General features: G+C 70.0%; 24 protein-coding genes and 1 pseudogene. 11 read left to right on the top strand and 14 right to left on the bottom strand.

Annotation, left to right across the window (positions count from 1 at the left end; translation table 11 throughout):
• Positions 1-67: 67 nt before the first annotated feature.
• Together ACSJD1_RS05925 and ACSJD1_RS05920 are read right to left on the bottom strand one after the other, a co-directional pair.
• Positions 68-1837 (bottom strand): ABC1 kinase family protein, encoded by a 1770-nt coding sequence (locus ACSJD1_RS05925; RefSeq protein WP_438854385.1) that lies wholly within the window; start codon positions 1835-1837, stop codon positions 68-70.
• Positions 1838-1874: 37 nt separating this feature from the next.
• Entirely contained in the window at positions 1875-2474 is a 600-nt protein-coding gene (locus ACSJD1_RS05920) for a PadR family transcriptional regulator (protein WP_438854384.1), read from the bottom strand.
• Positions 2475-2596: 122 nt separating this feature from the next.
• On the opposite strand from ACSJD1_RS05920, the gene ACSJD1_RS05915 reads away from it, so the two are divergent.
• Both ACSJD1_RS05915 and ACSJD1_RS05910 read left to right on the top strand, forming a co-directional pair.
• A complete protein-coding gene (locus ACSJD1_RS05915) occupies positions 2597-3604 on the top strand; it encodes an alpha/beta hydrolase (RefSeq protein WP_438854383.1) in 1008 nt (335 codons plus the stop codon).
• A 277-nt stretch (positions 3605-3881) separates the two neighbouring features.
• The gene (locus tag ACSJD1_RS05910; RefSeq protein ID WP_438854382.1) at positions 3882-6062 is read left to right on the top strand and encodes a hypothetical protein; all 2181 of its coding nucleotides are present in this window, start codon (positions 3882-3884) and stop codon (positions 6060-6062) included.
• 89 nt (positions 6063-6151) lie between these two features.
• Here ACSJD1_RS05910 and ACSJD1_RS05905 read toward each other — a convergent pair whose 3' ends face one another.
• Positions 6152-7651, bottom strand: coding sequence for an HNH endonuclease signature motif containing protein (locus ACSJD1_RS05905; protein ID WP_438854381.1), 1500 nt, complete (start codon positions 7649-7651; stop codon positions 6152-6154).
• Positions 7652-7771: 120 nt separating this feature from the next.
• Positions 7772-8857, bottom strand: a complete 1086-nt coding sequence (locus ACSJD1_RS05900; RefSeq protein WP_438854380.1) for an EamA family transporter — start codon at positions 8855-8857, stop codon at positions 7772-7774.
• A 72-nt stretch (positions 8858-8929) separates the two neighbouring features.
• Here ACSJD1_RS05900 and ACSJD1_RS05895 point away from each other — a divergent pair, with 72 nt between their 5' ends.
• Positions 8930-9871, top strand: a complete 942-nt coding sequence (locus ACSJD1_RS05895; RefSeq protein ID WP_438854379.1) for a LysR family transcriptional regulator — start codon at positions 8930-8932, stop codon at positions 9869-9871.
• A gap of 13 nt (positions 9872-9884) precedes the next feature.
• On the opposite strand, the gene ACSJD1_RS05890 is transcribed toward ACSJD1_RS05895, so the two are convergent.
• From ACSJD1_RS05890 to ACSJD1_RS05880, 3 genes are read right to left on the bottom strand one after another with little or no spacing between them, the layout of a single operon-like run.
• The gene (locus ACSJD1_RS05890; RefSeq protein ID WP_438854378.1) at positions 9885-10349 is read right to left on the bottom strand and encodes an SRPBCC family protein; all 465 of its coding nucleotides are present in this window, start codon (positions 10347-10349) and stop codon (positions 9885-9887) included.
• Positions 10350-10400: 51 nt separating this feature from the next.
• Complete coding sequence (locus ACSJD1_RS05885; RefSeq protein WP_438854377.1) at positions 10401-10988, bottom strand: hypothetical protein; 588 nt, start codon at positions 10986-10988, stop codon at positions 10401-10403.
• Positions 10985-11560: a helix-turn-helix domain-containing protein gene (locus ACSJD1_RS05880; RefSeq protein ID WP_438854376.1), complete on the bottom strand. Its 576-nt coding sequence runs from the start codon at positions 11558-11560 to the stop codon at positions 10985-10987. The genes ACSJD1_RS05885 and ACSJD1_RS05880 overlap by 4 nt, the downstream gene beginning before the upstream one ends.
• A gap of 166 nt (positions 11561-11726) precedes the next feature.
• Between ACSJD1_RS05880 and ACSJD1_RS05875 the strand changes: the two genes are divergently transcribed.
• Positions 11727-12080 (top strand): SpoIIAA family protein, encoded by a 354-nt coding sequence (locus ACSJD1_RS05875; protein WP_438854375.1) that lies wholly within the window; start codon positions 11727-11729, stop codon positions 12078-12080.
• A gap of 21 nt (positions 12081-12101) precedes the next feature.
• Here the strand turns inward: ACSJD1_RS05875 and ACSJD1_RS05870 are convergent, their stop codons facing one another.
• Together ACSJD1_RS05870 and ACSJD1_RS05865 are read right to left on the bottom strand one after the other, a co-directional pair.
• Positions 12102-12902, bottom strand: a complete 801-nt coding sequence (locus ACSJD1_RS05870; protein ID WP_438854374.1) for an SDR family NAD(P)-dependent oxidoreductase — start codon at positions 12900-12902, stop codon at positions 12102-12104.
• 1 nt (position 12903) lies between these two features.
• Positions 12904-13701, bottom strand: coding sequence for an alpha/beta hydrolase (locus ACSJD1_RS05865; protein WP_438854373.1), 798 nt, complete (start codon positions 13699-13701; stop codon positions 12904-12906).
• Between the two features lie 138 nt (positions 13702-13839).
• On the opposite strand from ACSJD1_RS05865, the gene ACSJD1_RS05860 reads away from it, so the two are divergent.
• Positions 13840-14778, top strand: coding sequence for a LysR family transcriptional regulator (locus ACSJD1_RS05860; protein ID WP_438854372.1), 939 nt, complete (start codon positions 13840-13842; stop codon positions 14776-14778).
• A gap of 82 nt (positions 14779-14860) precedes the next feature.
• Here ACSJD1_RS05860 and ACSJD1_RS05855 read toward each other — a convergent pair whose 3' ends face one another.
• The 3 genes and pseudogenes from ACSJD1_RS05855 to ACSJD1_RS05845 all read right to left on the bottom strand — a co-directional run.
• Positions 14861-15244, bottom strand: a complete 384-nt coding sequence (locus tag ACSJD1_RS05855; RefSeq protein ID WP_438854371.1) for a hypothetical protein — start codon at positions 15242-15244, stop codon at positions 14861-14863.
• Entirely contained in the window at positions 15241-15753 is a 513-nt protein-coding gene (locus ACSJD1_RS05850) for a CatA-like O-acetyltransferase (protein WP_438854370.1), read from the bottom strand. Before ACSJD1_RS05850 ends, ACSJD1_RS05855 begins: the two co-directional genes overlap by 4 nt.
• Positions 15754-15851: 98 nt before the next feature.
• Positions 15852-15932 (bottom strand): annotated as a pseudogene (locus ACSJD1_RS05845) (hypothetical protein); the annotation flags it as partial.
• A 196-nt stretch (positions 15933-16128) separates the two neighbouring features.
• On the opposite strand from ACSJD1_RS05845, the gene ACSJD1_RS05840 reads away from it, so the two are divergent.
• Entirely contained in the window at positions 16129-16332 is a 204-nt protein-coding gene (locus ACSJD1_RS05840; protein WP_155842860.1) for a TraY domain-containing protein, read from the top strand.
• On the top strand, positions 16329-16727 hold the full coding sequence (locus ACSJD1_RS05835) for a type II toxin-antitoxin system death-on-curing family toxin (protein WP_438854369.1): 399 nt from the start codon (positions 16329-16331) through the stop codon (positions 16725-16727). The genes ACSJD1_RS05840 and ACSJD1_RS05835 overlap by 4 nt, the downstream gene beginning before the upstream one ends.
• 71 nt (positions 16728-16798) lie before the next feature.
• Here ACSJD1_RS05835 and ACSJD1_RS05830 read toward each other — a convergent pair whose 3' ends face one another.
• Positions 16799-17353 carry a TetR/AcrR family transcriptional regulator gene (locus tag ACSJD1_RS05830; protein WP_438854368.1) on the bottom strand — a complete coding sequence of 185 codons (555 nt, stop codon included), beginning with the start codon at positions 17351-17353 and terminating at the stop codon, positions 16799-16801.
• 110 nt (positions 17354-17463) lie between these two features.
• Positions 17464-18372, bottom strand: coding sequence for an alpha/beta fold hydrolase (locus ACSJD1_RS05825; RefSeq protein WP_438854367.1), 909 nt, complete (start codon positions 18370-18372; stop codon positions 17464-17466).
• A 296-nt stretch (positions 18373-18668) separates the two neighbouring features.
• Between ACSJD1_RS05825 and ACSJD1_RS05820 the strand changes: the two genes are divergently transcribed.
• The 4 genes from ACSJD1_RS05820 (at position 18669) to ACSJD1_RS05805 (ending at position 21390) form a co-directional block, all read left to right on the top strand.
• A complete protein-coding gene (locus ACSJD1_RS05820; protein WP_438854563.1) occupies positions 18669-18827 on the top strand; it encodes a hypothetical protein in 159 nt (52 codons plus the stop codon).
• Complete coding sequence (locus ACSJD1_RS05815; protein WP_438854559.1) at positions 18788-19333, top strand: LysR substrate-binding domain-containing protein; 546 nt, start codon at positions 18788-18790, stop codon at positions 19331-19333. Before ACSJD1_RS05820 ends, ACSJD1_RS05815 begins: the two co-directional genes overlap by 40 nt.
• Positions 19334-19367: 34 nt before the next feature.
• Positions 19368-20195, top strand: a complete 828-nt coding sequence (locus tag ACSJD1_RS05810) for a hypothetical protein (protein WP_438854366.1) — start codon at positions 19368-19370, stop codon at positions 20193-20195.
• Positions 20196-20370: 175 nt separating this feature from the next.
• Positions 20371-21390 carry a DUF262 domain-containing protein gene (locus tag ACSJD1_RS05805; RefSeq protein WP_438854365.1) on the top strand — a complete coding sequence of 340 codons (1020 nt, stop codon included), beginning with the start codon at positions 20371-20373 and terminating at the stop codon, positions 21388-21390.
• Positions 21391-21454 lie beyond the last annotated feature (64 nt).

Genomic DNA, 21454 nt, shown 5'->3' with positions numbered 1-21454 from the left:
TGCCGGGCCTGGGATCCGGCGGCGTGAGTCCGCGAGCGCGCGACGGCCGACCGCACCGTCGGCCTGATCAGGGCGGCCCGCGCCGCCCGAACGCGCCCGCGAACACCGCGTGCAGCAGCGGGATCACCGACACCCCGAGCAGGATCCCGCCCCACACCGGCTCGTCGAGCCGCAGGAGGATGCCGCCGAGGAACAGCCCCACGAAGACCACCGCCGACACGATGCGGCCCGCTGTGCGCTCGAGACGCGACATCCGTTGCTCGATCTTGGGCGAGCTGGCGACGAGGCGGCCCTGCTCGATGCGGTCGACGACCTTGTCGAGGCGCTGCGGCAGTCGCCAGGCGGTCCCGACGACCGACACCGCCTCGCGACCGAGCGCCTGCACGATGTTGCCGCGCTCGTCGCGCAGCAGCTGGGCGGCGTAGGGCTCGACGGCGTCCCAGATGTTGAACTCGGGGTCGAGGGAGCTGCACATGCCCGAGGTCAGGGACATGGCGCGGATGATGAGCAGGAAGTTCTCGGGCAGCTGGAACGGCAGCGTCCGCATGACCTCGCCGAACTCGATCGCGAACCGCCGCAGCTCGCGCTCGTCGACCTGCGCGAGCTCGGCGAAGCCCATGCCGCCGAAGCGGGCGAACAGCTCGGTCATGGCGCGCTCGAGCTCCGCGGTCTCGGCGGTCGGCAGCAGGAACCCGACGCTGCGGAAGCTCTCCACCAGGCGCTTCCCGTCGCGCGCCGCGACCGCGATCATCAGCTGCTGCAGTGCCTGCCGCAGCCCGTCTGGCACCTGCCCCATCATCCCGAAGTCGATGAACGTGAGCTTCCAGGCAGCGGATGCAGCGTCGGGCGCCGGCCCCGCGGCATCCGTCGCCGTCGCCGTCGCCGTCGACTCCGCCGCCGCAGCATCCGTCTCGCCCGCGAGCACCCCGACCGGCGTGACGAAGATGTTGCCCGGGTGCGGGTCGGCGTGGAAGTACCCGTCGCGGAACAGCTGGTCGAACATGACCGTCGCGAACTGGGCGGCGACGGCCTTCGGGTCGATGCCCGCGGCGACGAGGGCGGCGCGGTCGTTGATCTTGATGGCGGTGACGTCGGCGAGGGTGAGCACGCGGCGGGTGGTGCGCTCCCAGACGACCTCGGGCGCGGCGACGCGCGGGTCGCCGGCGAAGCTCGCGGCGAAGCGCTCGGCGTTCTGCGCCTCGTGGAGGTAGTCGATCTCCTCCAGGCTCGTGGTGGCGAACTCCTCGACGAGCCCGGGCAGGTCGACCCGGCTCGCGACGAACCGCACGCGGCTGAGCCAGTCGGCGACGCGGCGCAGCGCCTTGAGGTCGACGTCGACGATGACCTCGATGCCGGGCCGCTGCACCTTGACGACGGCGTCGTCGTAGCCCATGTCGGCCGCGTCGACGGGGGAGAGGCGGGCGCGATGCGCCTGGCCGAGGGATGCCGCGGCGACCGGGGTCGGGTCGAACGAGGCGTACGCGCGCTCGAGCGGCATGCCGAGCTCGGCCTCGGCGAGTCGACGGATGTCGTCGAAGGGCACGGGCGGCACCTCGTCCTGCAGCCCGGCGAGTTCGCGCGTGATCTCGGGCGGGAGCACGTCGAGCCGGGACGAGAGGTACTGGCCGACCTTGATCATGAGCCCGCCGAGGTCGACGGCGAGGATGTGGAAGCGCTCGGCGATGCGCGTCAGACGCGCCGCGCGACCGCGCGCCGCGAACCGGGCGAGCCCGAACCGGGGCAGCACGATCTCGAACCACCAGGTCTGGACGATGTACCTGGCGGCGAATCGGAGGATCCGCCGGTAGCGGGCGCGCGTGTTCCCCACATCGGGCATCCTGCCTGCCGGATGCCGACGTGTCGAGGGCACTCGGTCAGCCCTGGGCGAGGATCGAGTAGAGCTTGCGGCGTGCGTCCTCGAGGACCTCGACCGCTTCCTTCACCTGGTCGGCGGTGCCGGAGCGGCCGACCTGCGCGGCGGCCTGGGCGAGTTCGATGCCCGCCTTGGGCAGCGCGCCTGACATGCCGAAGTCGCGTCCGCGCCCGCCGCCGGCTCCGCTGCCGGGCGGGGTCGGCCAGGGCGGGGTGCGGTCGGCGGATGCCTCGGCCTCGGCCCTTCCCGCCTCGGTCAGCGTGTACGTCTTGCGTCCGCCCGATTCCTCGGCGCTGATGAGTCCCTCGTCGGCCAGCAACTGCAGGGTCGGATACACCGAGCCCGCGCTCGGCTTCCACGCCCCGCCGCTGCGATCGGCGATCTCGTTGATGATCTGGTACCCGTGCATGGGCTGCTCGGCGAGGAGCGCGAGCACCGCGGCGCGGACGTCGCCCTTGCCCATGCGGGGTGCGACCTTCTGCTCGAACATGCCGCGCAGTTCCTGCATGGCATCCCACAGGCCCTGTCCCGGGTTGCCCCGGCCCCGGTTGCCCGGACCGCTGCCGAAGCCGCCGCCCATGTACGAACCTGAATCGCTCATGATGACCTCCCTGAAGCGGGGCCCTGTTCGGGTCTCGACGATATGTCAACGATATATCGCCGATCGGCATCCGTGGTCGGGAATCTGCTGTGAGCAATCGCGTGCGCCAGAATCGGATCACTATGAGGAGCCCCCGCGCTGACGACGTGATTCCCGCCCCGGCGCGCATGCGCATCGCCGACCTCCACCCGGAGCTCCGGCGGGCCTATCGGTGGTTCCCGCGCCCTCGCGTCCGTCACTCGTGGCAGCGACGGATGGCGCAGGCCGCCCTCGGGCTCATTCCGGCTCCGAAGCCCGCCGAGGGCGTGCGGTTCGAGCGGGTCGACTTCGACGTTCCCGGCACCGGGGTGCGGGTCTTCACGCCCACCGGCGAATCGGCGTCGGTGGCGCCCGGCCGCGGCGCGCTGCTGTGGATCCACGGCGGCGGCCTCGTGATCGGCGCCGCCGCGCAGGACGACACGTGGTGCGCGCGGCTCGCGGAGCGCCTCGGCATCGTGGTCGTGTCGGTCGAGTACCGACTCGCCCCGGAGCATCCGTTCCCTGCGCCGCTCGACGACTGCGCGGCGGGGTGGCAGTGGCTGCAGGATGCCGCAGCGGCGCGCGGCATCGACCCGGCCCGCGTCGCCGTCGGCGGGCAGAGCGCCGGCGGCGGGCTCGCGGCCGCGCTCGCGCAGCGCCTACTGGCCGACGGCGCGCAGCAGCCCGTCGCGCAGCTGCTGTACTGCCCGATGCTCGACGACCGAACCGCGGCGCGGCGCGACCTCGATGCGGTGCGGCATTTCGCCTGGACCAATCGCGACAACCTCGTCGGCTGGTCGTCCTACCTCGCGGCGGCGCCTGGTGCCGAGGCCGGTGCGGTGCCCGACTTCGCCGTTCCGGCCCGACGTGCCGACCTCGCCGGGCTGCCGCCGGCGTGGATCGGCGTGGGCGACATCGACCTGTTCCACGACGAGGACCTCGCCTACGCCGCGGCGCTCGGTGACGCCGGCGTGGACTGCACGGTCGACGTGGTGCTCGGGGCCCCGCACGGCTTCGAGTCGATCGCTCGCGGTGCCGACGTGACGCGCGCGTTCCACGGGCGGGCGCGGGCCTGGCTGGGGGAGCGGCTCGCGGCATCCGCCGACGTCTGAGGCGCGGGCTGAGGCGTCCCGCAGACGTCGTCCGCTGCGCCTTCGGGCGTCGCCCGTTGCCCGTTCGGGCAGGCCGGGTGCGCCATGGTCGCGCCGCAGGTAGCGTCCGAGCATGGGAGGCGCGTCTTCCGCGGTCGCCAGCGCAAGCCCGCGGAGCCCCGGCCTGCATCGGGCACTCGGACGCGCCCAGCCGCGCCCGGCGTCGACGTCGGCCCGGAGGCCGGCACCCGCGACGCTCTCGACGGCGGCGCCGGCCTCCGCATCGGCCCGCATCTCGGTGAACCCCGCGACCGGCGTCATGCGCGTTCCCGGCGGCGAGCTGATGGAGCTCCAGCGCGCCGGCGGGAACGCCGCCGTCGCACGGCTGGTCGCGGCATCCGCCGCTGCCGGTGTCGGTGCGATGGGCCCGATCACCGTCGCCCGGCAGTCGACCCTCACCGTGCCACCCGAGCTCACCCTCAGGCCGACGGCGCCGTCGAACCCGAACATGAGCATGGCGCCGTGGGCCTCGCCCGGAGGCGGCGCGCCGCCGAAGCCCGCACCGGTGGGGGCCGATGGGATGCCGCTGCCCGACCGGTACTCGACGTTGCTGCGCCCGGCGCTCGACGAAGCCGACGCGAAGAGGTTGCGACAGGCCACCGGCGGCAGCGACGTCGTCGGACTGATCGAGCGCCGCGACGCGGCGCGGCGGGCGCTCGCCGACATGGAGGCGAGGGCGCGAACGGCCGGCGGCGATCAGGGCGGACTGTTCGAGGAGTACGCCACGGCGCACGGCTACGAGGAGGATCTCAGCCGGCGCATCCGGGCGCGACTCGCGGAACTCGGCGTCGCGGACGAGGCGGCGCTGCTGCGGCTCGTGAACGAGGAGTTCCCTCGCATGTTCCTCCGCGAGGCGAAGCTCGTTGCCGACGGAATGCTCACCGCCAACGAGAACGAGGCCAAGGCGGAACAGGAGCGGTACTCGAAGCAGGTCTGCAGCCCCGACATCGACGGGTTCCTCGACGCCGACCGCACGCTCGCCGAACTCGACCCGCACCCCGCGGAGTTGTCGATCCGCGTCGCGGAGGATGCGCTGCGCCGATTCGCGCCTCCGGCCGGCGTGCCGACGCCCGAGGAGTTCGCGGCGATGGTTCCGGAGAACGAGAAGAGCGTGCTGGTCGACATCGCCAACCTCGACAAGAACCGCCAGATCGCGCCGAAGCGTCGCGCGGTGTACGACGCGGCGCGGTTCGGCTTCGGTCGGGAGTACCCGATCCTGCTGAACTCGACGTACCGCCCGGGCATGTTCGCGATGGCGCCGTACGACCAGCTCGGCGAGATGGTCCGCGGACCTGTGGCCGACATCCTCGAGAACATCACCCGCGTGCGGCGCGCCATCGCCGACGACGAACTCAAGGTGTGGAACCTGCGCAATGTCCTGCAGATCACGCTGCAGCGCCTCGGGGTCGACGACCCGGTGCTCATCGGGGCGGTGCAGCGTCGCATCGCCGAGATCGAGTCGGACGAGTCGTTCCTCAGCTGGGTGAAGGTCGCGCTGGCGATCGTGACGTCGGTCGTCGCGGGGCTCGTCTTCACTCCGGCCGCCGGCATGGCGGTGGCCGCCGCCTGGGGCGCCGGGAACCTCGCCGGGAGCATCACGGAGTACCGCAACGAGAAGGCCGCCGAGAATGTCGCGCTCGAGGAATCCGAGGCTGACATCTCCCTGAAGGAGCCGACGCTCGCGTGGGTCATGATCGACGCGCTGGCGCTCGGACTCGAGCTCGGGCCGTTGGCGCGCGCGGTTCGGCCGAGTGCACGGGCGCTCGCGGCGTTGCGCACGCCGGAGGCGCTGGTCGCGTTCCGCGCCCGTGCGGTCGCGGTCGTCGGCGAGGATGCCGCGGGAGAGCTCAGCCGCAAGGCGGCGACGCGATTCGGCGTCGCGGCGGATGCTGCGACATCCGCCGAGAGCACGACGGCCGGAGCGGTGGGCGACGTCGCCGCAGGCGGAGAGCGCGCGCGGTTCTACAAGCCCACCGTCAAGGGGGATGCCTCGAAGGGCGCCGGCACCGGAGGCACCAACAGGTACGGCGACTACTGGTATTCGACGAAGGGCACCGTGACCGAGCAGAACCTCGCGAAGTTCCACGAGCAGGTCCACTCGATCCTGAGCCCGAAGCTGCTGGCGTTTCGCGAGTTCCGCGCGGCCGTCGGGATGACGCTCTACAAGAAGTCGTACATCTTGCGCGGGCTCGAAGAGGCGCTCGCCGAGACGGTCGCTCAGCTCCGCGTGCACGGCATCAAGGGCCTGCCGACCGGCCTCATGTTCCCGATCAAGAACGGCTACCTGAGTGTGTCGACGCTGGGCCAGGCCGCTCAGCTCGGTGCTGAGATCGCGCTCGGAACGGTGGTCGTCGCCGGCTACTCGTACACGGTCTACTGGATCGCGACCAGGGAGACCTCGCCCGCGGGCGGGGAGTGACGGGAGTGGGGCCGACGCCCTGCCGGCATGCGCGGAGCGGCGGGGTGGCGTCGCCCGACAACGCGGAATTCCGTCGCCGCGCTCCGAGGTCACGCCGCGAGATCGTCGCGCAGCTCGAAGCGCGCGCGTCCGCCGAGTCGGGGGACCCGGGCCGGGTCGATCTGCGGTGGCGGGATGAACCACACGTCGGTCGGGCCTGCGTGGATGCGCCATCCGTCGCGGTGGATCATGTGGTGACAGAAGGAGCACAGGAGCACTCCGTTCGAGAGGTCGGTCGGGCCGGCGTCGCGTTCCCACCAGTCGATGTGGTGCGCTTCGACGTAGCCGATGTTCTGCCCGCAAGAGGCGCAGCCGCCGTCGCGCTCGCCGAGGGCGAGCCGCTGGGCCTTGGTGAAGAGGCGGGCGGCCCGGCCGAGGTCGAGGGGGAGGCTTTCGCCGCCGAGCACGGCGGGGATGATGTCGGCATCGGCGGCCATACGACGGGCGGTGGCGGGGGAGATCGGCTGTTCGAGGCCGTCGATGCGCGCGTGGCCGATTCCTTCGACCAGCGCATCGAGGTCGACGCGCACGATCACGGTGGTCTTCGCGAGCGGAGTGAGCGTCTGGGTGCAGCCGAGCGTGTGGCGGGCGAGCGTGGCGAGCGCGTCGGCCTGGACCTGCGGGATCGTGCGGTGGTCGTCGACCACCGGGCGCAGTTCGCCGCCGCCTGCGCCCCCGCCGACCGGGCCTGTGCCGACCGGGCCTGTGCCGACCGCGCCTGCGCTGACCGCGCTTGCTCCGACGGATCTCGCACCCTGCTCGCGCCGGCGCAGCACGTCGCTGACGAGCGCCTCGATCGCGGCCTTCACCGGAGCAGCGCTCTCCGGGTCGAGTCGTGCGGTCAGGTGCACCATCCCGCGCCGGTCTTCACGGATGGTCAACGACCGCTCCATCCGGAGCTCGTCTTCGCGAGGCTCGACGCCGTCGGGATCGAGCCTCGCCTCGGCCTCTCGCACGCCGCGCAGGAGGGTCTCGAGCGGGACCTGCCCTGCGAGGTCGACCAATGCACGCTCGACGACTCGGGCGCGATCTGGGTCGGATCGCATCGACGCCCGGTCGAGCATCGTGGTGATCGCCGATGCCGCCTCGATGCTGATGGCGGCCGCCTCGAGCGCTTCGGCGACGTACTGGCGCCGTGACGGCAGCCGCTCACCGGTGAACGTCTGCCGTTCGGCGGTGGCGGTGCCGACGGTGATCAGCCGGCGTGCGTCGCCGAGCGACCCTCCGGTGGCTGAGGCGATCAGGCGCGTCGGGTTGTGGAAGCCCTGCGCCTTCGCGAACCCCGTCTCGCCGAACTCCGGCCCCGACCGCCTCGAGACCTCCGCGGCCACCCTCGCGAGGGCCGCATCGACGTCGCGCTGGACCTTCGCCAGCGCATCGGTGACCCGTTTGAGCCCGGCATCGCTCAGCCGCTCGACCTCGACCTGCGCGCCACGCGCGGCGCCCGTCGCGGGCGAGCCGCCGCGCCAGACCTCGCGCAGCGCCGCGACATCACGCAGCAGCGCTGCGAGCGCGCCTGGCGGATGCTGCGGGGTCGGCGACTGTTCCATGCTTCGATCCTGCACCCACCCACCGACATCCGGTTGGCGTCAGAAAAAAGCCCTGATCAGGAAATCTGACTGTGGATGAGCTTCTCTGACGACTCTCTGGGGAGGACAGGTCGTGGCATGTTACCCGGTCCGGGGCGCCACGGCTTCCGGAGCGGGCGCCTCCGGCTCCGGCGCAGTCCGTACGGCTGCGGCCACCACCGCCGCGGGCGTCCCAGTCTCCGGCACGGCCTCCGCCGCGGCCGGCGCTCCCGCCGCCGCCGCGACCCCCGGCGCAGCCCCGGGCCCCGGCGCCGCCACGACCCTGGGCGCAGCCCCGGCCCCCGCCGCCTTCCCCCGCCGCCGCCCCGGCGCATTCGCCACGAACACTCCTGCCACGAGCACCGCCCCGCCCGCGGTCTCCCATACGTTCGGCACCTGCCCGAGCAGCACCGCAGCCGACGCCATCGCCACGACCGGCGCGAGCAGCACCCACGGCACGACCGACGCCGAGCGATTCCGCGCGAGCAGCCCGTTGAAGATCGCGTACCCGACGAGCGTGCAGAGCCCCGCGGTGTAGAGGGTCGAAAGGATGGGCCGCCATCCGAATGCCGCGACGCCGGCCGCGATCGCGGAAGGCCCCTCGATGAGCGCCGACAGTCCGAGCGCCGGCAGCGGCACGACGAGCGACGACCACACCGTGAGCGACAGCGCACCGAACCGACGCGCCGGGGCGACCGGCCCGGCCCGGCGCGCCACCACGTTGCCGATCGCCCACGAGAGCGCGGCGAGCAGGCACAGCACGACCGCGATCGCGGGCGCGTCGCCGCCGCGCCCGAGCGCCACGACGCCCAGCCCGACCGTGCCGAGCAGCACACCCGCGACCTGCAGGCGCGTGGGCCGCTCGCGCAGCGCCAGCGCGGCGACGAGGATCGTGAGCACGACCTGCGCCTGCAGCAGCAGCGCCGCGATGCCGGGCTGCAGGCCGAGCGCGATCGACGTGTAGAGCAGGGCGAACTGGCCGAGGCTCATGAAGAGTCCGACGCCGACGACGGTCTTCCAGCTCGCGAGCGGGCGCGGCACGAGGACCACGGCGAGCGCGACGACCGCGAACCGGATGGCGACGAAGAACAGCGGCGGGATGCCATCCATGCCCCAGTCGATGACGACGAAGTTGAAGCCCCACATCGTCGCCACCAGCGCGGCCAGCAGCATGTCGCGTCTCGTCATGGGTCAAGGTTCGCCCGCGGTATCCGGAAACACCAGCGACCATTTCTGTTCATGAATCGGTAGCATCACTGCATGATCGATCTCGAAGCCGTGGTCGCGCTGCGCGCCGTGGCCACGAACGGCAGCGTCGCGGCGGCGGCGGACGCGCTCGGGTTCACGCCGTCGGCGGTGTCGCAGCAGATCAAGCGCCCCGAGCGCGGCACCCGCGTCGCGCTGCTCGAGCGGGCGGGTCGCGGGGTCGTGCTGACGGATGCCGCCCGCCAGCTCGTCACGTCGTCGGCGACCGTGCTCGCCGACCTCGAGCGCATCGAGGCCGACCTGCACCTCGCGGGCCGGGGGCCGGGGGCGGATGGCGCGGCCTCGCGCCGCATCACGGGCGAGGTGCGCATCGGGGCGTTCTCGACCGCGGTGCGGGGCTTGCTGGTCGACGTGCTGCCCAGGCTGCGTGCGGAGCATCCGGAACTGCGGGTGCCGATGCGTGAGAGCGAGCCGTGGGAGACGATCGCGCTCGTGGCGTCGGGTCAGCGCGACCTCGGCATCGTGCACCGGTGGGGCGGCGTCGCGCTGGCGATGCCCGATCACCTCGTCGAGACGCCCCTGTTCACGGATGTCGCGGACGTGATCCTGCGCCGCGAGCACCCGCTCGCGTACCGCACCGAGCTGACCCCGGCCGACCTCGCCGACGAGGAGTGGGTCGCGACGTTCGACTCGACCATCTGCCGCCAGTGGCTGCGTCGCCTCTTCGACGGAGTCTCGAACGCGCCGCGCATCGTGCACGAGTCGATGGAGTTCGAGAACCACCTCGAGCTCGTGCGCGCCGGGCTCGGCGTGGCGCTGGTGCCGCGTCTCGGTCGCTCGCCACTGCCCGACGACCTCGTGGCGATCCCGACCGTGCAGCCGGCGTCGGTGCGCGGGGTCGCGGCGGTGCACCGCCGCAGCCAGGCCGACTCGCCCGCGCTGCAGGCGGTGCTCGATGCGGTGCGTGTCGGGGCGGCGGGTCTCGACGCCGACTGAGGGTGCGCTCAGCTCAACCGATCTCCGGGGCGCCCGTCAGCCGGTCCGCGAGGATCGCGGCACGCGCCAGCTGCACGCTGCGCGCCTGGCCCGCCGCGAAGCGCATGAGTCCGAACGGCGCCCGCAGGTCGAGCTCGTCGACGACGTGCGCGCCGGCGCCGCCAGCGGTGATGTCGTAGCGGTAGCGCATGCGCACCCAGCCGGGGCTGCGCACGTCACCGCCGACGATAGGCCCGGCCGGGTCGCCGTCATCGCGGCGCAACGTCACACGGATGTGGTTGTCGAGGTGGCGCCCGAACGGCAACGGGAAGCGCTCGACCGCGGTGTACTGCGTCGTGCCATCGACGTCGGCGATGTCGCGCACCTCGACGATGAGCGGCGACAGGCCCAGGTAGTTGCGGGGCTCGGCGAGGTGGCCGGCGATGATCTCGGGCGCGACGGCGAGGTCGAACTCGTGACGGATGATTCGGCGGGGCATGCGGGTCCTCTCGGTGGATTCACCGTAGTGGGTGCCGTCGCCGACGACGGTTCATCTCGGCGCACCTCGACCGATCTCGGGCCTCGGCGGCCGCGCTGGCCTCGGCGGCAGACCGACGTCGATGATCCTCGTCACCATCCGAGCGGCTCGATCGGGCAGCGCTTCGCCCGAGTAGAAGTCCTCGTACAGTCCCTCGGCGGCGTCGACGGTGCCGATGTCGCAGATCACCATGAGCTTGGCGATGTCGGTGTCGTCGCGGCCGGGTCGGTTCGCCCTGAGTTTCATCGCGAGCAGCGCCTCGGCGGAGGCGACCTGGATGACGACCAGACCGTCGTCGTAGAGCGTCTCCCACTCGGTGGTGCGGCGACCGTAGCTGGGGATGAAGCCCGCGGCCTGGTCGTTCAGCCAGTCCTCGGGCCATCCGTTGGCTTCGGCGATGGTGCGACCGGCCTCGAGGACCAGCTCGTGATCGCCGATCAGGTGTGCGTCGATGTCGACGGTGGACTCGCGATCGAAGTAGCGGAGCGCGAGCGCAGCGCCGCCCACGATTCCGATGCCGCTGCGTTCGCCGCATTCGGTGAGCGTGCTGACGAGCTGGCTCATGCCGACGACGAGGTCGTCGCGTTCGAAGCGGATCATGCGCTGACGAGCGTGTCCGCGTCGACGAGCACCCGGCGCCGAGCGAACTCGGGCGGCACCCGATCCGGCGACGGCGTCAGCGTGTACGGGCCCTCGCCGAGCACCCAGGGGCGTCGAAGCGAGCGTTCGGTGCTCACGGCCCAGTCGGGAACGGGCAACTGCTCGGCGACGAGGTGGTGGGCGACCAGCGCGGCGAGCGCGGCATCCCACTGACGACTGCCGGTCGGCTCGGGCGGTGAGATGGCCAGGGCGAAGCGGGCCGCGCCGTGCTCGGCGCTGAGGTTGTCGTTGAGCTGGATGAATCGGCGCAGTGCGGTTCCCTCACGGCCGTCGGCGACGGCGAAGCGGATGTCTGCGGCGATCGCCGCCGCGTCGTCTCGAACGGTCGGCACCGACACGAGTCGATGGCCGGCAGCGCGGAGGGCTCGCTCGACCGCGTCGAACGAGGGGTTCTGGTGCCCGCGCTCGATCAGGGAGAGGTGCGACTGCGACAGCCGGGCGCGCCGACCGAGCGCCTGCTGCGAGAGCTTGCGGCTCCGCCGCGCGGCGCGGATGAGGGTTCCTGCGCTCACGGTGGCCTCCCAATATTCGATCTACCTCATAATAGCTCCGATTCCCTCGCAGGCAACGGGTCGGATCCCCGGCGGGCGGCATGCACATCCGGGACCAACGACCCCTCGACGCCGCCGCCGCCGCACGCAAGGCTGGGCAGCGAAGCCGACAGAACGGAGCACTCCGATGAGCATCACGAAGTCCGACCGCAGCACCGGTGACACCCTCGGGTTCGTCGTGTCCGGCGAGGTGACGAAGGCCGACTACGACGTGATGACGCCCGCGGTCGAGGCCGCGGTCGAGGAGCACGGCACGGTGAAGCTGCTGCTCGACGTCACCGAATTCAAATGGGAGAAGGTCGGCGCGTGGGGTTCCGACCTGCACTTCGGTCGCGAGTTCCACGAGAAGGTGGCGCGCTTGGCGCTCGTGGGCAACAAGAAATGGGAGGAGTGGCTCGCCCATCTCGCCACCCCGTTCTACGCGAAGGAGGCAGCGTACTTCGAGGACCCGGATGCCGCCTGGGCCTGGCTGCGCAGCTGAGACCCGGGTCGGTGGCGGGCGTCAGAGCTCAGCCGTGAGTCCACCGTCGATCACGACGTCCGCGCCGGTGAGGTTGCCGGCGACGCGGTCGCTCGCGAGGAACGCGACGAGCGCCGCCACCTCCTCGGAGGTCGTGAACCGGCCGGTGACCATGGATGCCTCGGCCCCCGCGACCACGTCCGCCCGGGAGGCCCCGGCTCCGCCGCCGGCCGCGGCCGAGACCGTCGCCGCCACTCCTCCGTCGCCGAGCCAGAGGTCGGTCGCCACCGGACCCGGGCTCACGGTGTTGACGCGGATCCCCTCTCGACCGACCTCCTTCGAGAGCGACTTCGAGAAGTTCACGACGGCCGCCTTCGCGGCGCTGTAGTCGATGACGGCGGGGTCGGGCAGGCGTGCGTTGACCGAGGCGACGGTCACGATGGCCCCGCGTCGGGCCGCCCGCATCGGCGCCAGCGCGGCTCGGGTCATCCGGATCGCGGTCAGGGCGTCGAGCTGGAACGTGCCGATCCATTCCTCGTCCGTGACTGACGCAAAGCCCCCCGTGCGCGGGCGCACCCCACCCACGTTGTTCACAAGGACGCGGAGCGGCCCGAGCCCTGCGGCCTGCTCGACGAGCGCGTCGGGGACGGCCGGATCGGTCAGGTCCGCGGCCACCGGCACCACCGCCCCGTTCTCCGCGAGCTCCAGCAGGGCCGGGGTGAGCGTGCGGGATGCCGCGAGCACCCGCGCACCCTCGGCGACGAGCGTCGAGGTGACGGCGAGCCCGATGCCCCGACCGGCGCCCGTGACGATCGCGACGGCACCATCGAGCGCGAGGTCCACGTCACAGGTCCTGGGTCTTGAGCCACGCGAGCACGGCGTCGGCGACCTCGTTCCATCCGCTGTCGATCGTCAGCGAGTGCCCGCGCCCTTCGAACTGCTGGAGCTCGTTGATCGTCATGGCATCCCGGTACTGCTTCAGCGTGGACCGCGTGACGACATCGGGAACGGTGTGGTCGGCGGTGCCGGAGATGAGCAGCAGCGGACCACGCGGATGGCGATTGGTGTCGACCGCGGCGGGTGAGTGCATCTGGAAGTTCGCGGCGGCGGCCTGGAACAGCGGCCGGGCGGGCGACGGGATCGTCCACCGCTCGAACAGCGCGTCCGATTCCTCCTCGCTGACGGCGTTGCCGAATCCGTACCGGAACTGCGGCTTCGTGAGCGCCACCGACTTGTGCAGGTTGGTGGGGTTGCCGAGCGCGGGGAAGCCCGACCGCAGCTGCGCGAGCGGCAGCGGCAGCACGCCCTTGATCTGGGCGGGATCGATCGCGACGGCCCCCGCGCCGACACCCTCGCCGAGGAGCTTCTCCGCGATGAGGCCGCCGAACGAGTGGCCGATGAGGATGGTCTCCTCGCCGAGCCCGTTGGCGACCTCCGCGAAGTGGGCGGCGATCTCGTCGATGCCCTTGTCGGCGACGGCATCCGGATTCGCGCGGGCCGCCTCCACGGTGTCGGGCTCGTCGGGCCACCCGGGGGCGACGGGGTCGTAGCCCGCTGCGCGGAACTTCTCGATCCACGGCTCCCAGCTCGTGGCGTGCAGCCACAGGCCGTGGATGAAGACGACGGGACGGTTCTCGGCCATGATCAGGCTCCTTGCATTCGGGGACAGGATCAGCACACACCCGCCGCACCCCTCCCGTCCAAGACCGATCGAACGCGGATCGATAACCGATCTTGCATGGATCGCGGAAGAGGGCCACGCTTCGGGGGAGGAGGGCGGATGGACCTCGATCTGCGATCGGTGCGCTACTTCGTCGTGTTGGCCGACGAACTGCACTTCGGGCGCGCCGCCGCGAAGCTGCACCTCAGCCAGCCCGCGCTGTCGAAGCAGATCCGCCGCCTCGAATCCGACCTCGGCTTCCGGCTCCTCACCCGCGACAGCCGGCACGTCGCGCTCACGGCCGAGGGCGTGCGATTCCTCCGCGATGCGCGCGTGCTGATCGCGCAGGCGGAGCGGATGACGCGTCCCGACGATCCCGGCATCCGCATCGCGCACATCTTCGACCTCGACTCGAGCCGGGTCGTCGCCGACGCCTTCGCGGACCGGTTCCCGGCGGTCCCGGTGATCGCCAATTCGATGGACAGCAAGCGTCAACTGGACGCCCTGCTCAACGGACAGCTGGATGTCGCGATCATCCGCATCACCCCGGCCATGACGGCCGACCACCCCAGCGGGTGGTCGCACCGCCTGCTGCGCCTCGAACCGTTCTGGCTCGTGGGCCGACCGGGCGATCCGCCCGCTGACTCGGTCTCCCTCCACGACCGGCCGCTGGAGGTCTTCGGGGATCCGACGGGATCCGCGACCTTCAACGTCCACGGCCAGTACCTCGCCGCGCTCGAGCACCGGCTCGGCACCACGTTCCGGTGGCTCGGCAACCCCGGAACCTTCGAGCAGTGCCTTGCCAGGATGCATCGCGTCACCGACGCGGCCCACCTTCTCGAGTTCGAGTCGTACGCCATTCGCTACCGTGACCACGGCCTGCCGATCCACCGCCCCGAAGAGCTGCAGCCCCTGTATCCGTGGTCGATCGCGTGGCGCGACGAGCCGCTCAGCCCCGCGGTCGCCGGCTTCCTCGACGTGGCCGCCGAGCAGTCCGCCGAACGGGAGTGGCTCTACCCGGAGGGCGTCGGCCCGGCGTGGCAGCCCGACGGGGCGTGACGACGTCGGGAGCTCTTGGTGAAGCCTCGCGATTTCGCCTGTGGTGCGAGGAACGCTTCGAGCGCCGAATGCCCGTGCAGGATCACCACCCCGCCAGTGAATAGGACACCCTGAGGGTCACGAAGATGATCACGGGTCCGATCACGATCAACGCGAGAGATCCGATGAGGCTGATCTTCGTGGCTCGCTGGACTTCGTCCGGCAAAGGGCCCTTGAGTGCGATGACGCACACCACGGCGGCCATGATTGCGAGCACCGGCCATATCAGCACGATGTACCCGAGCGACCCTGTGATCAACTGGAACTCGGACGACCAGTCGACTGCGTCGAGAGCCTCAAGGAGGCCGAATGCCAGAAGGAGGAGGTGAGCACCGAACACCGCCGCGGCCCAATAGAACAGCCGTCGTCCAGTTCGAGCGTCACGTGCCTTCGCCGAAGGCGGCGGAACCGACTCAAGCCGACTCATGCTGCGAGATTATCGGAGCACCTCGTCGTGCGAGTCGCCGCCACGCGCACCCAGGCGGGCGAGGACGGCTGCCTTCCGCTCACGACCCACGACCCACGACGGTGGCGGCACCCAATCCACCCCGGCTCCGTCATCAGCCGACGGATGTCCTCGACGAGCCGCGCCGTGTGGAACCCGTCGGCCGAGGCGTGGTGCACCCGCACGGCGAGCGGCATGAGGGTGCGCCCGTCGCGTTCGACGTACCGGCCGATGGTGAAGATGGGCAGCAGGTGGCGGGTGCCGCCGTCGATCTGCAACGTGAACCCGGTGAAGCTCGTCCACGGCACGCTCGAGACGTCGAACACGTCGGGCGGCAGCTCGCCCTGCGGGAACATCGTGTCAGCGGATGCCGCGTCGGCGACCACCGCGGACGCGCGATCGTGGAACGCGGCGAAGTCCGCATCGTATGGCGTCCAGACCGCGGCGAACGTCTCGCGAGCGGGGTTGAACACCGTGAACGCGCGATGCACGACCGGCCAGGTCGCGGGCGCGCCGGCCTCCGTGAGCGCATACGGAACTCACGGTGGCGGTTCACGGCGGTGGCGATCGCCCAGATCTGGGCGGGATAGGTCTTCCGACCGGTGCGTCGCATCGCCGCGACGAGTTCGGTCACGTCGATCTCGACGGTGATGGCGTAGGTGTACTGCACCTGCTCGCGGTAGTACTCGAAGGTCTCGCGTCGCGTCCAGGTGCCGAGGTCGAGCGGGTCGGGATTGGCTATCCGTCGATTCTCTCTCCGGGCCGACGCCTTCCCTTGCGACGAGGAGGATCTCGCAGCCTGATCCGCATTCTGGTATCAGCCTGATACCAAGCGGTACGATGGTGGTCGACGGAAGGACCTTGCCATGGCGATGACCCTGCGACTCGACGAGTCCCACGACCAGCTCCTCGAGGCCCTGGCCGCGAAGTTCGGGCGCTCGAAGACCGAGGTCGTGCAGATCGCGCTCGACGACCTCGCGGCTCGTGCCGACAAGTCCGCCCGCACGCGTGCGGCATTCGATCGAGTCCGTTCCCGCGACGCCGAACTGCTCGAGCGTCTCGCCCGGTGACGGCGGGTCGCGAGGTCGAGTACCTCGACCCCGACGACGTCGAGGCGCTGCTCGACGACGAGGGATTCCACTTCAAGGACGGCGCTCGCGGGCGCAATCTTCTGCTCTCGGCTCTTGCCGCACCGATGCCCGTGTTCGGCGAGGAGGTGCATCCGACGCTCGACGAGAAGGCCGCGGCGCTCCTGCTCGCCGTGATGCGCAACCATCCGCTCGCCGACGGGAACAAGCGGCTGGCGTGGTTCGTGACCGTCGCGTTCCTCGAGCTCAACGAACTCGACCTCGTGGTCGATGACGTGGGCGAGGCCGACCAGTTCCTCCGCGAGGTCGCGGCGGGTGCGGTCGATCTCGACGCGGTCGCCGCGTGGGTTCGCGCCCGCATCCGTCCGCTCGCGTGACCGTGACCATGCGGTGCCGCGTCGTGGCGGCGGTGTTCCGCTGACGTGATGAAGGTCGAGTACGAGGCGGCTCACGCCGTCGCCGCGAGCGCCCGCACGGTGCGGTCGACCGCCGGACGCACGTCGAGTTCGGGGTCGACCGTGAGTCGGTGCAGCACCAGCCCATCCCCGAGCGCCATGAGGGCGCGTGCCGCCGGCACGGGGTCGGGGATGCCGGCTGCGGCGACGAGCCGGTCGGTCCACCGTTCGAACTCGCGACGCTGGCGGCGCAGCGGCTCGAGCAGCTCGGGGTCGGCGGCGAGTTCGACGAAGAGGGCGTAGCGCGCGCGAGTGCGGGTCGCGGCGGGGCCGGTCTGCACGAGCAGCACGGCGCAGATTCCCTCGGCGATCGAGTCGGGCGTCGGCTGCTCGAGCAGTTCCGGCGCGAAATCGGCGCGCTCGAGTTCGGCCATCCAGTCGATGATGCCGGCGAGCAGGGCCCGCCGGGTGCGGAACCAGTTCGAGGTCGATCCTGCGGGCAGCCCGGCCCGTTGGTCGACGCGCGCGTGGCTGAGTGCCCGCACGCCATCGGTGCCGAGGACCTCGACCGCCGCCTCGAGGGCTCGCTCCCTGGTTGCTGCAGCCATCGGCGCCTTTCACGTCGCGTACGTCGACGAGTCTCGCACGGGCGCGCGTGGCGCCGTGGCATCCGCTCGCCGTGGCATTCGCAGACCGGGTCGGGGGAGGCGGGTCGAGCTCAGTCGGCTCGCCGAATCCAGTCAAGCGTGAGGCTCGCGACCGCGTCAGGTGCCTCAGCGGGGAGGAGCTTGCCCCCGTCGTCGACGAACGCGAACTCGACGTCGTCGGCGAATCGCTCGGGATTCGCGCAGAGGCGGTGGATGAGCTCCTCGTCGAACCTGGTGTCGACCCGGCCGAAGGCGAAGAGCGTCGGGACGGTCAGGCGCATCCGCTTGTACACGCCACGGCTCAGACGCATCGACTCGGGGATCACCATGCCTCGGTAGAGCGCGCGGACCGCCTGGTCGATGGCGGGGCGCTGCATGGGCGCGAGATGCGCGTCGATCTCCGCCTCCGGCGTCCGTCTCGCGTTGTACTGATCGGCCCATACGCCCCGGAGCGAGCTGCCGGGGCGATGCCAGAGCAGCTTCGGCATGTGCCGGAAGGCGGCGACCAGTCCGGGGCTGAACGAGATGAACCCGGGCGGCACCGAGAGCTGAACCGCCCTCCCCACGCGTTCAGGGTGGGTGTAAGCGAGCTGCATCGCGGTGATCGCGCCCATGTCGTGACTGACGAGGTGCGCACGTTCGACGCCGAGCGCGTCGAAGAGGGCGAGCAGGTCATGCAGTCGCGTCTCGCGCTCGATGCCGGGGTCGTCGGCTTCGGTCCAGCCGGCACCGCGAAGGTCGGGACAGATCACGCGGTAGCCCTGCTCGGCGATCAGCGGCGCGACCTGATGCCACTGCCACCAATGCAGCGGGAAGCCGTGGAGCATGACGACGGGTTCACCGTCGCCCACGGTGGCGACGTGCGTGCGCACGCCCGGGGTCTCCACGATGAGGTCGTCGAACCCGGATGCCTCGGGCAGCGGCGGTGCGAGATCCGCCGGTGCGGCGGTCGAGTGACGGTGAGGTTCTGGTGCACGCATGACGACTCCCTCGTCGGTGCGGGTTACTACGTTTATAGTACACGGATGGCGCACGCTTGCCTGCGCGGCATCTCCGTCCGAGACTCGGCCTGGTCACGTCGTCGGCGACGGTGCTCGCCGACTTGGGGCACATCGAGGGCCGATCTGCATCTCGCGGGTCGGGCTCCGCGGGTGGATGGCGCGGCCGCGCGCCGGATAGCCGTTCCGGGGCTTGCTGATCGAGGTGCTGCCGCGGCTGCGGGAGGAGCATCTGGCGTTGCGGGTGCCGACGCGTCAGCGAGCCGCGGGAGACGACCGTGCTGGCCGCGTCGGGTCAGCGCGACCTCGGCATCGTGCACCGGTGGGGCGGGGTCGCGCTGGCGATGCCCGATCACCTGGTCGAGACGCCCGTGTTCACGGATGTCGCGGACGTCTCCTGCGCCGCGAGCACCCGCTCGCCGACCGCTCCCAACTGACCCCGCTCGACCTCGCCGAGGAGCAGTGGATCGCGACGTTCGACTCGACGATCTGCCGCCAGTGGTTGCGGCGCCTCTTCGACGGCGTCTCGAACTCGCCGCGCATCGTGCACGAGTCCATGGAGTTCGAGAACCACCTCGAGCTCGTGCGCGCCGGGCTCGGCGTGGCGTTGATGCCGCGGATGGGGCGCCCGCCGCTGCACCCGGATCTCGTGGCCGTGCCGACGGTGTGGCCGGCGTCGACGCGCGTGGTCTCGGCCGTGCACCGACGCAGCCAGGCGGACTCCCCCGTGTTGAGGGGGTGCTTGGACGCGGTGGAGCGGGCGCGGCCGGGCTGCACACTCCGTGCTGCGGCCGGTCTCCGATGTGGGCGGCGTGGATGCGCCTCCATCGCCTCCGACTATCCGTGCTCGGGAGGTGCTCTTTCCCAGCCGTTCGAGGGGATGCCGAAGCCGCTACCGCGTCCGAATGTGCGCTCAGGCGGTGACCGCGATGCATTCGCGTAGGCAACGCGACTTGGTTGCCCGCTATGGTCGCATCATGGCCACAACTAGCCCCGAAAGCCTCGAATCCGACGAGGATATCCACCGAGGCATGGCGGTGCTCGAACGAATTGGTCTCCGTATGCACGGGCTAGAAGACCTCTCACGCCCGAGTCCGGGTTCAATTCTGGCGGTTGAGGATCAGCTCGTCCCGTACGAGCCGGCCAGCCACCTCGTTCGTCACTACGACGGGGTAGCCCGAGATAACCTGCAAGCCGTAACAGATGTCGCGCTCGCGGCACTAGAAGACCCCCGAAACAGCGGACTGCCATCGTTTGCCCTCTATAGCCAGTTGCGCGGAAGCATCGAGGCCACCGGATGGGCGCATTGGCTCATTCTGCCGAGCCCTAAGGCCAAGCGGCTTCTTCGTGCAATGCAGATCACCTACGGTCATGCCGAAGACTTCGGTGACACGATTCGCAATCTTGGGCTTGAATTTCCTTCCGAGGCTCGAAAGGAGCGTCTAATTCAAATCAAGGATGAGATCCCGCAACTTCGACAACGGAAGCTGACTCGGCCGCCAACGACAACGGCAATGCTGCGCGAATCGGGATCGATACTTCCGCCCCACCCGCTCAGCGCACTCAACGCATGGAAGTTGTGCAGCGGCATGGCGCATGGCAGTCGTCCGGTTGTTTACAACTTGAGTGAGCGGCGGCAGCTTGCAGGTCCTGACGAACACGGTAGCGTAGCGCTGCAGTTGCAGGTACGAATCGGATGGGTTGCAACTATCGCGAAATTGGCGGACGACTTCATAACCGCAACACGAGGCCACTACCTGTATCTTGCATCTCACGACCATGCAGGCCGGCCGGTTCTGCCATAGCACGACGCGCACCACGAGGGACCAGCGCCTTCGATGAGTGACGTTGCGCGCGCGATGTATGGCGGCACCTCCTCGATTCGTTCTCAGGACCGCCGTGACCTGGATTTGTACCGAGCGCAGGCTGTGGCGACGCTTGCCGTGTGCCAGACTAGGCGAACCTATCGCGAGGAGTACGGTGTCCGAAGTCCGTCCTTTCCAGAGAACTCCCAGCCCGCAGACTGCTAGCTGGTTCCTGGATCTTAACTCTGCCCGTCAATTGGAACTCGATCCGCCTTACCAGCGTCGTAGCGTTTGGAATCTCGAGTATCGCCAATTCTTCATCGATTCCGTTATTCGCAACTATCCAACGCAATCAATATTTGTGGATGTGGCCATCGACCCCGACGGGCCGACCCAGTATCGAGTCCTGGACGGAAAGCAGCGACTCACTTCGTTGATCATGTTCACGCAAGACCAATTCGCCACTCCGGAGACGTTATCCGACCTCAAGCTGGAGGATACATACTATTCCGACTTGCCGCGCGAAGTCCGGACGAGAGTGCTGAGCTACCTCTTCACCGTTGAGACGGTCACAAATGCAACGGCAGCAGAACTCAATCAAGCGTTTGATCGGCTCAACCGCAACGTCTCACGCCTAAACAAGCAGGAACTGCGCCATGCACAGTACGGCGGGGCATTTGTGACGAAGATGGAGACATTTGCTGAGGACACATTCTGGGATCAGATCGGTCTAATCACGCCGGCCCGCAGGCGCCGAATGCTCGACGTTGAGTACGTTTCGGAACTATATGTGATCGCCGCACGAGGGATCCAAGACGGCAAGGACTATCTGGACAGGGTATATTCCGAGTGGGACGACGAAATCGAGGGCGAAACCCACGCTGACGTCCGATTCCGCAGTGCTCGCCGGTTCTTCGAAGACCTGAACGACCACCTCCCGCTTGGTGCAACGAGATTTAGCAACGTCGCCGATTTTTACTCCCTATGGTCAGCCGTTCTCGATGTTCTTGAATTGGGAGCTATCGATCCGATTGCTGCAGCTGAACGCCTGCAACGGTTCCAGGAGGAGTTGGAAGCTCAAGAGACCGAGCGTGCTAGGACGTACTACCTCGCCGCACGCCAAGGCTCCAACAAGTCGACCAACCGGATCGCGCGCGCCGAGACGTTGAAGCGGGTACTCCTGGGGCAAGAATGATCCCTGCTTCGCTCTCCGCCCGATTCGAGCTGCTCGAACCACTATTGACGAAGCTTGTCAAATT

This window comes from Agromyces excoecariae (assembly GCF_051715505.1).
Classification (GTDB): Bacteria; Actinomycetota; Actinomycetes; order Actinomycetales; family Microbacteriaceae; genus Agromyces.
Note: the sequence above shows the minus strand (reverse complement) of the source record. Positions and strands in the feature narration are given on the sequence as shown.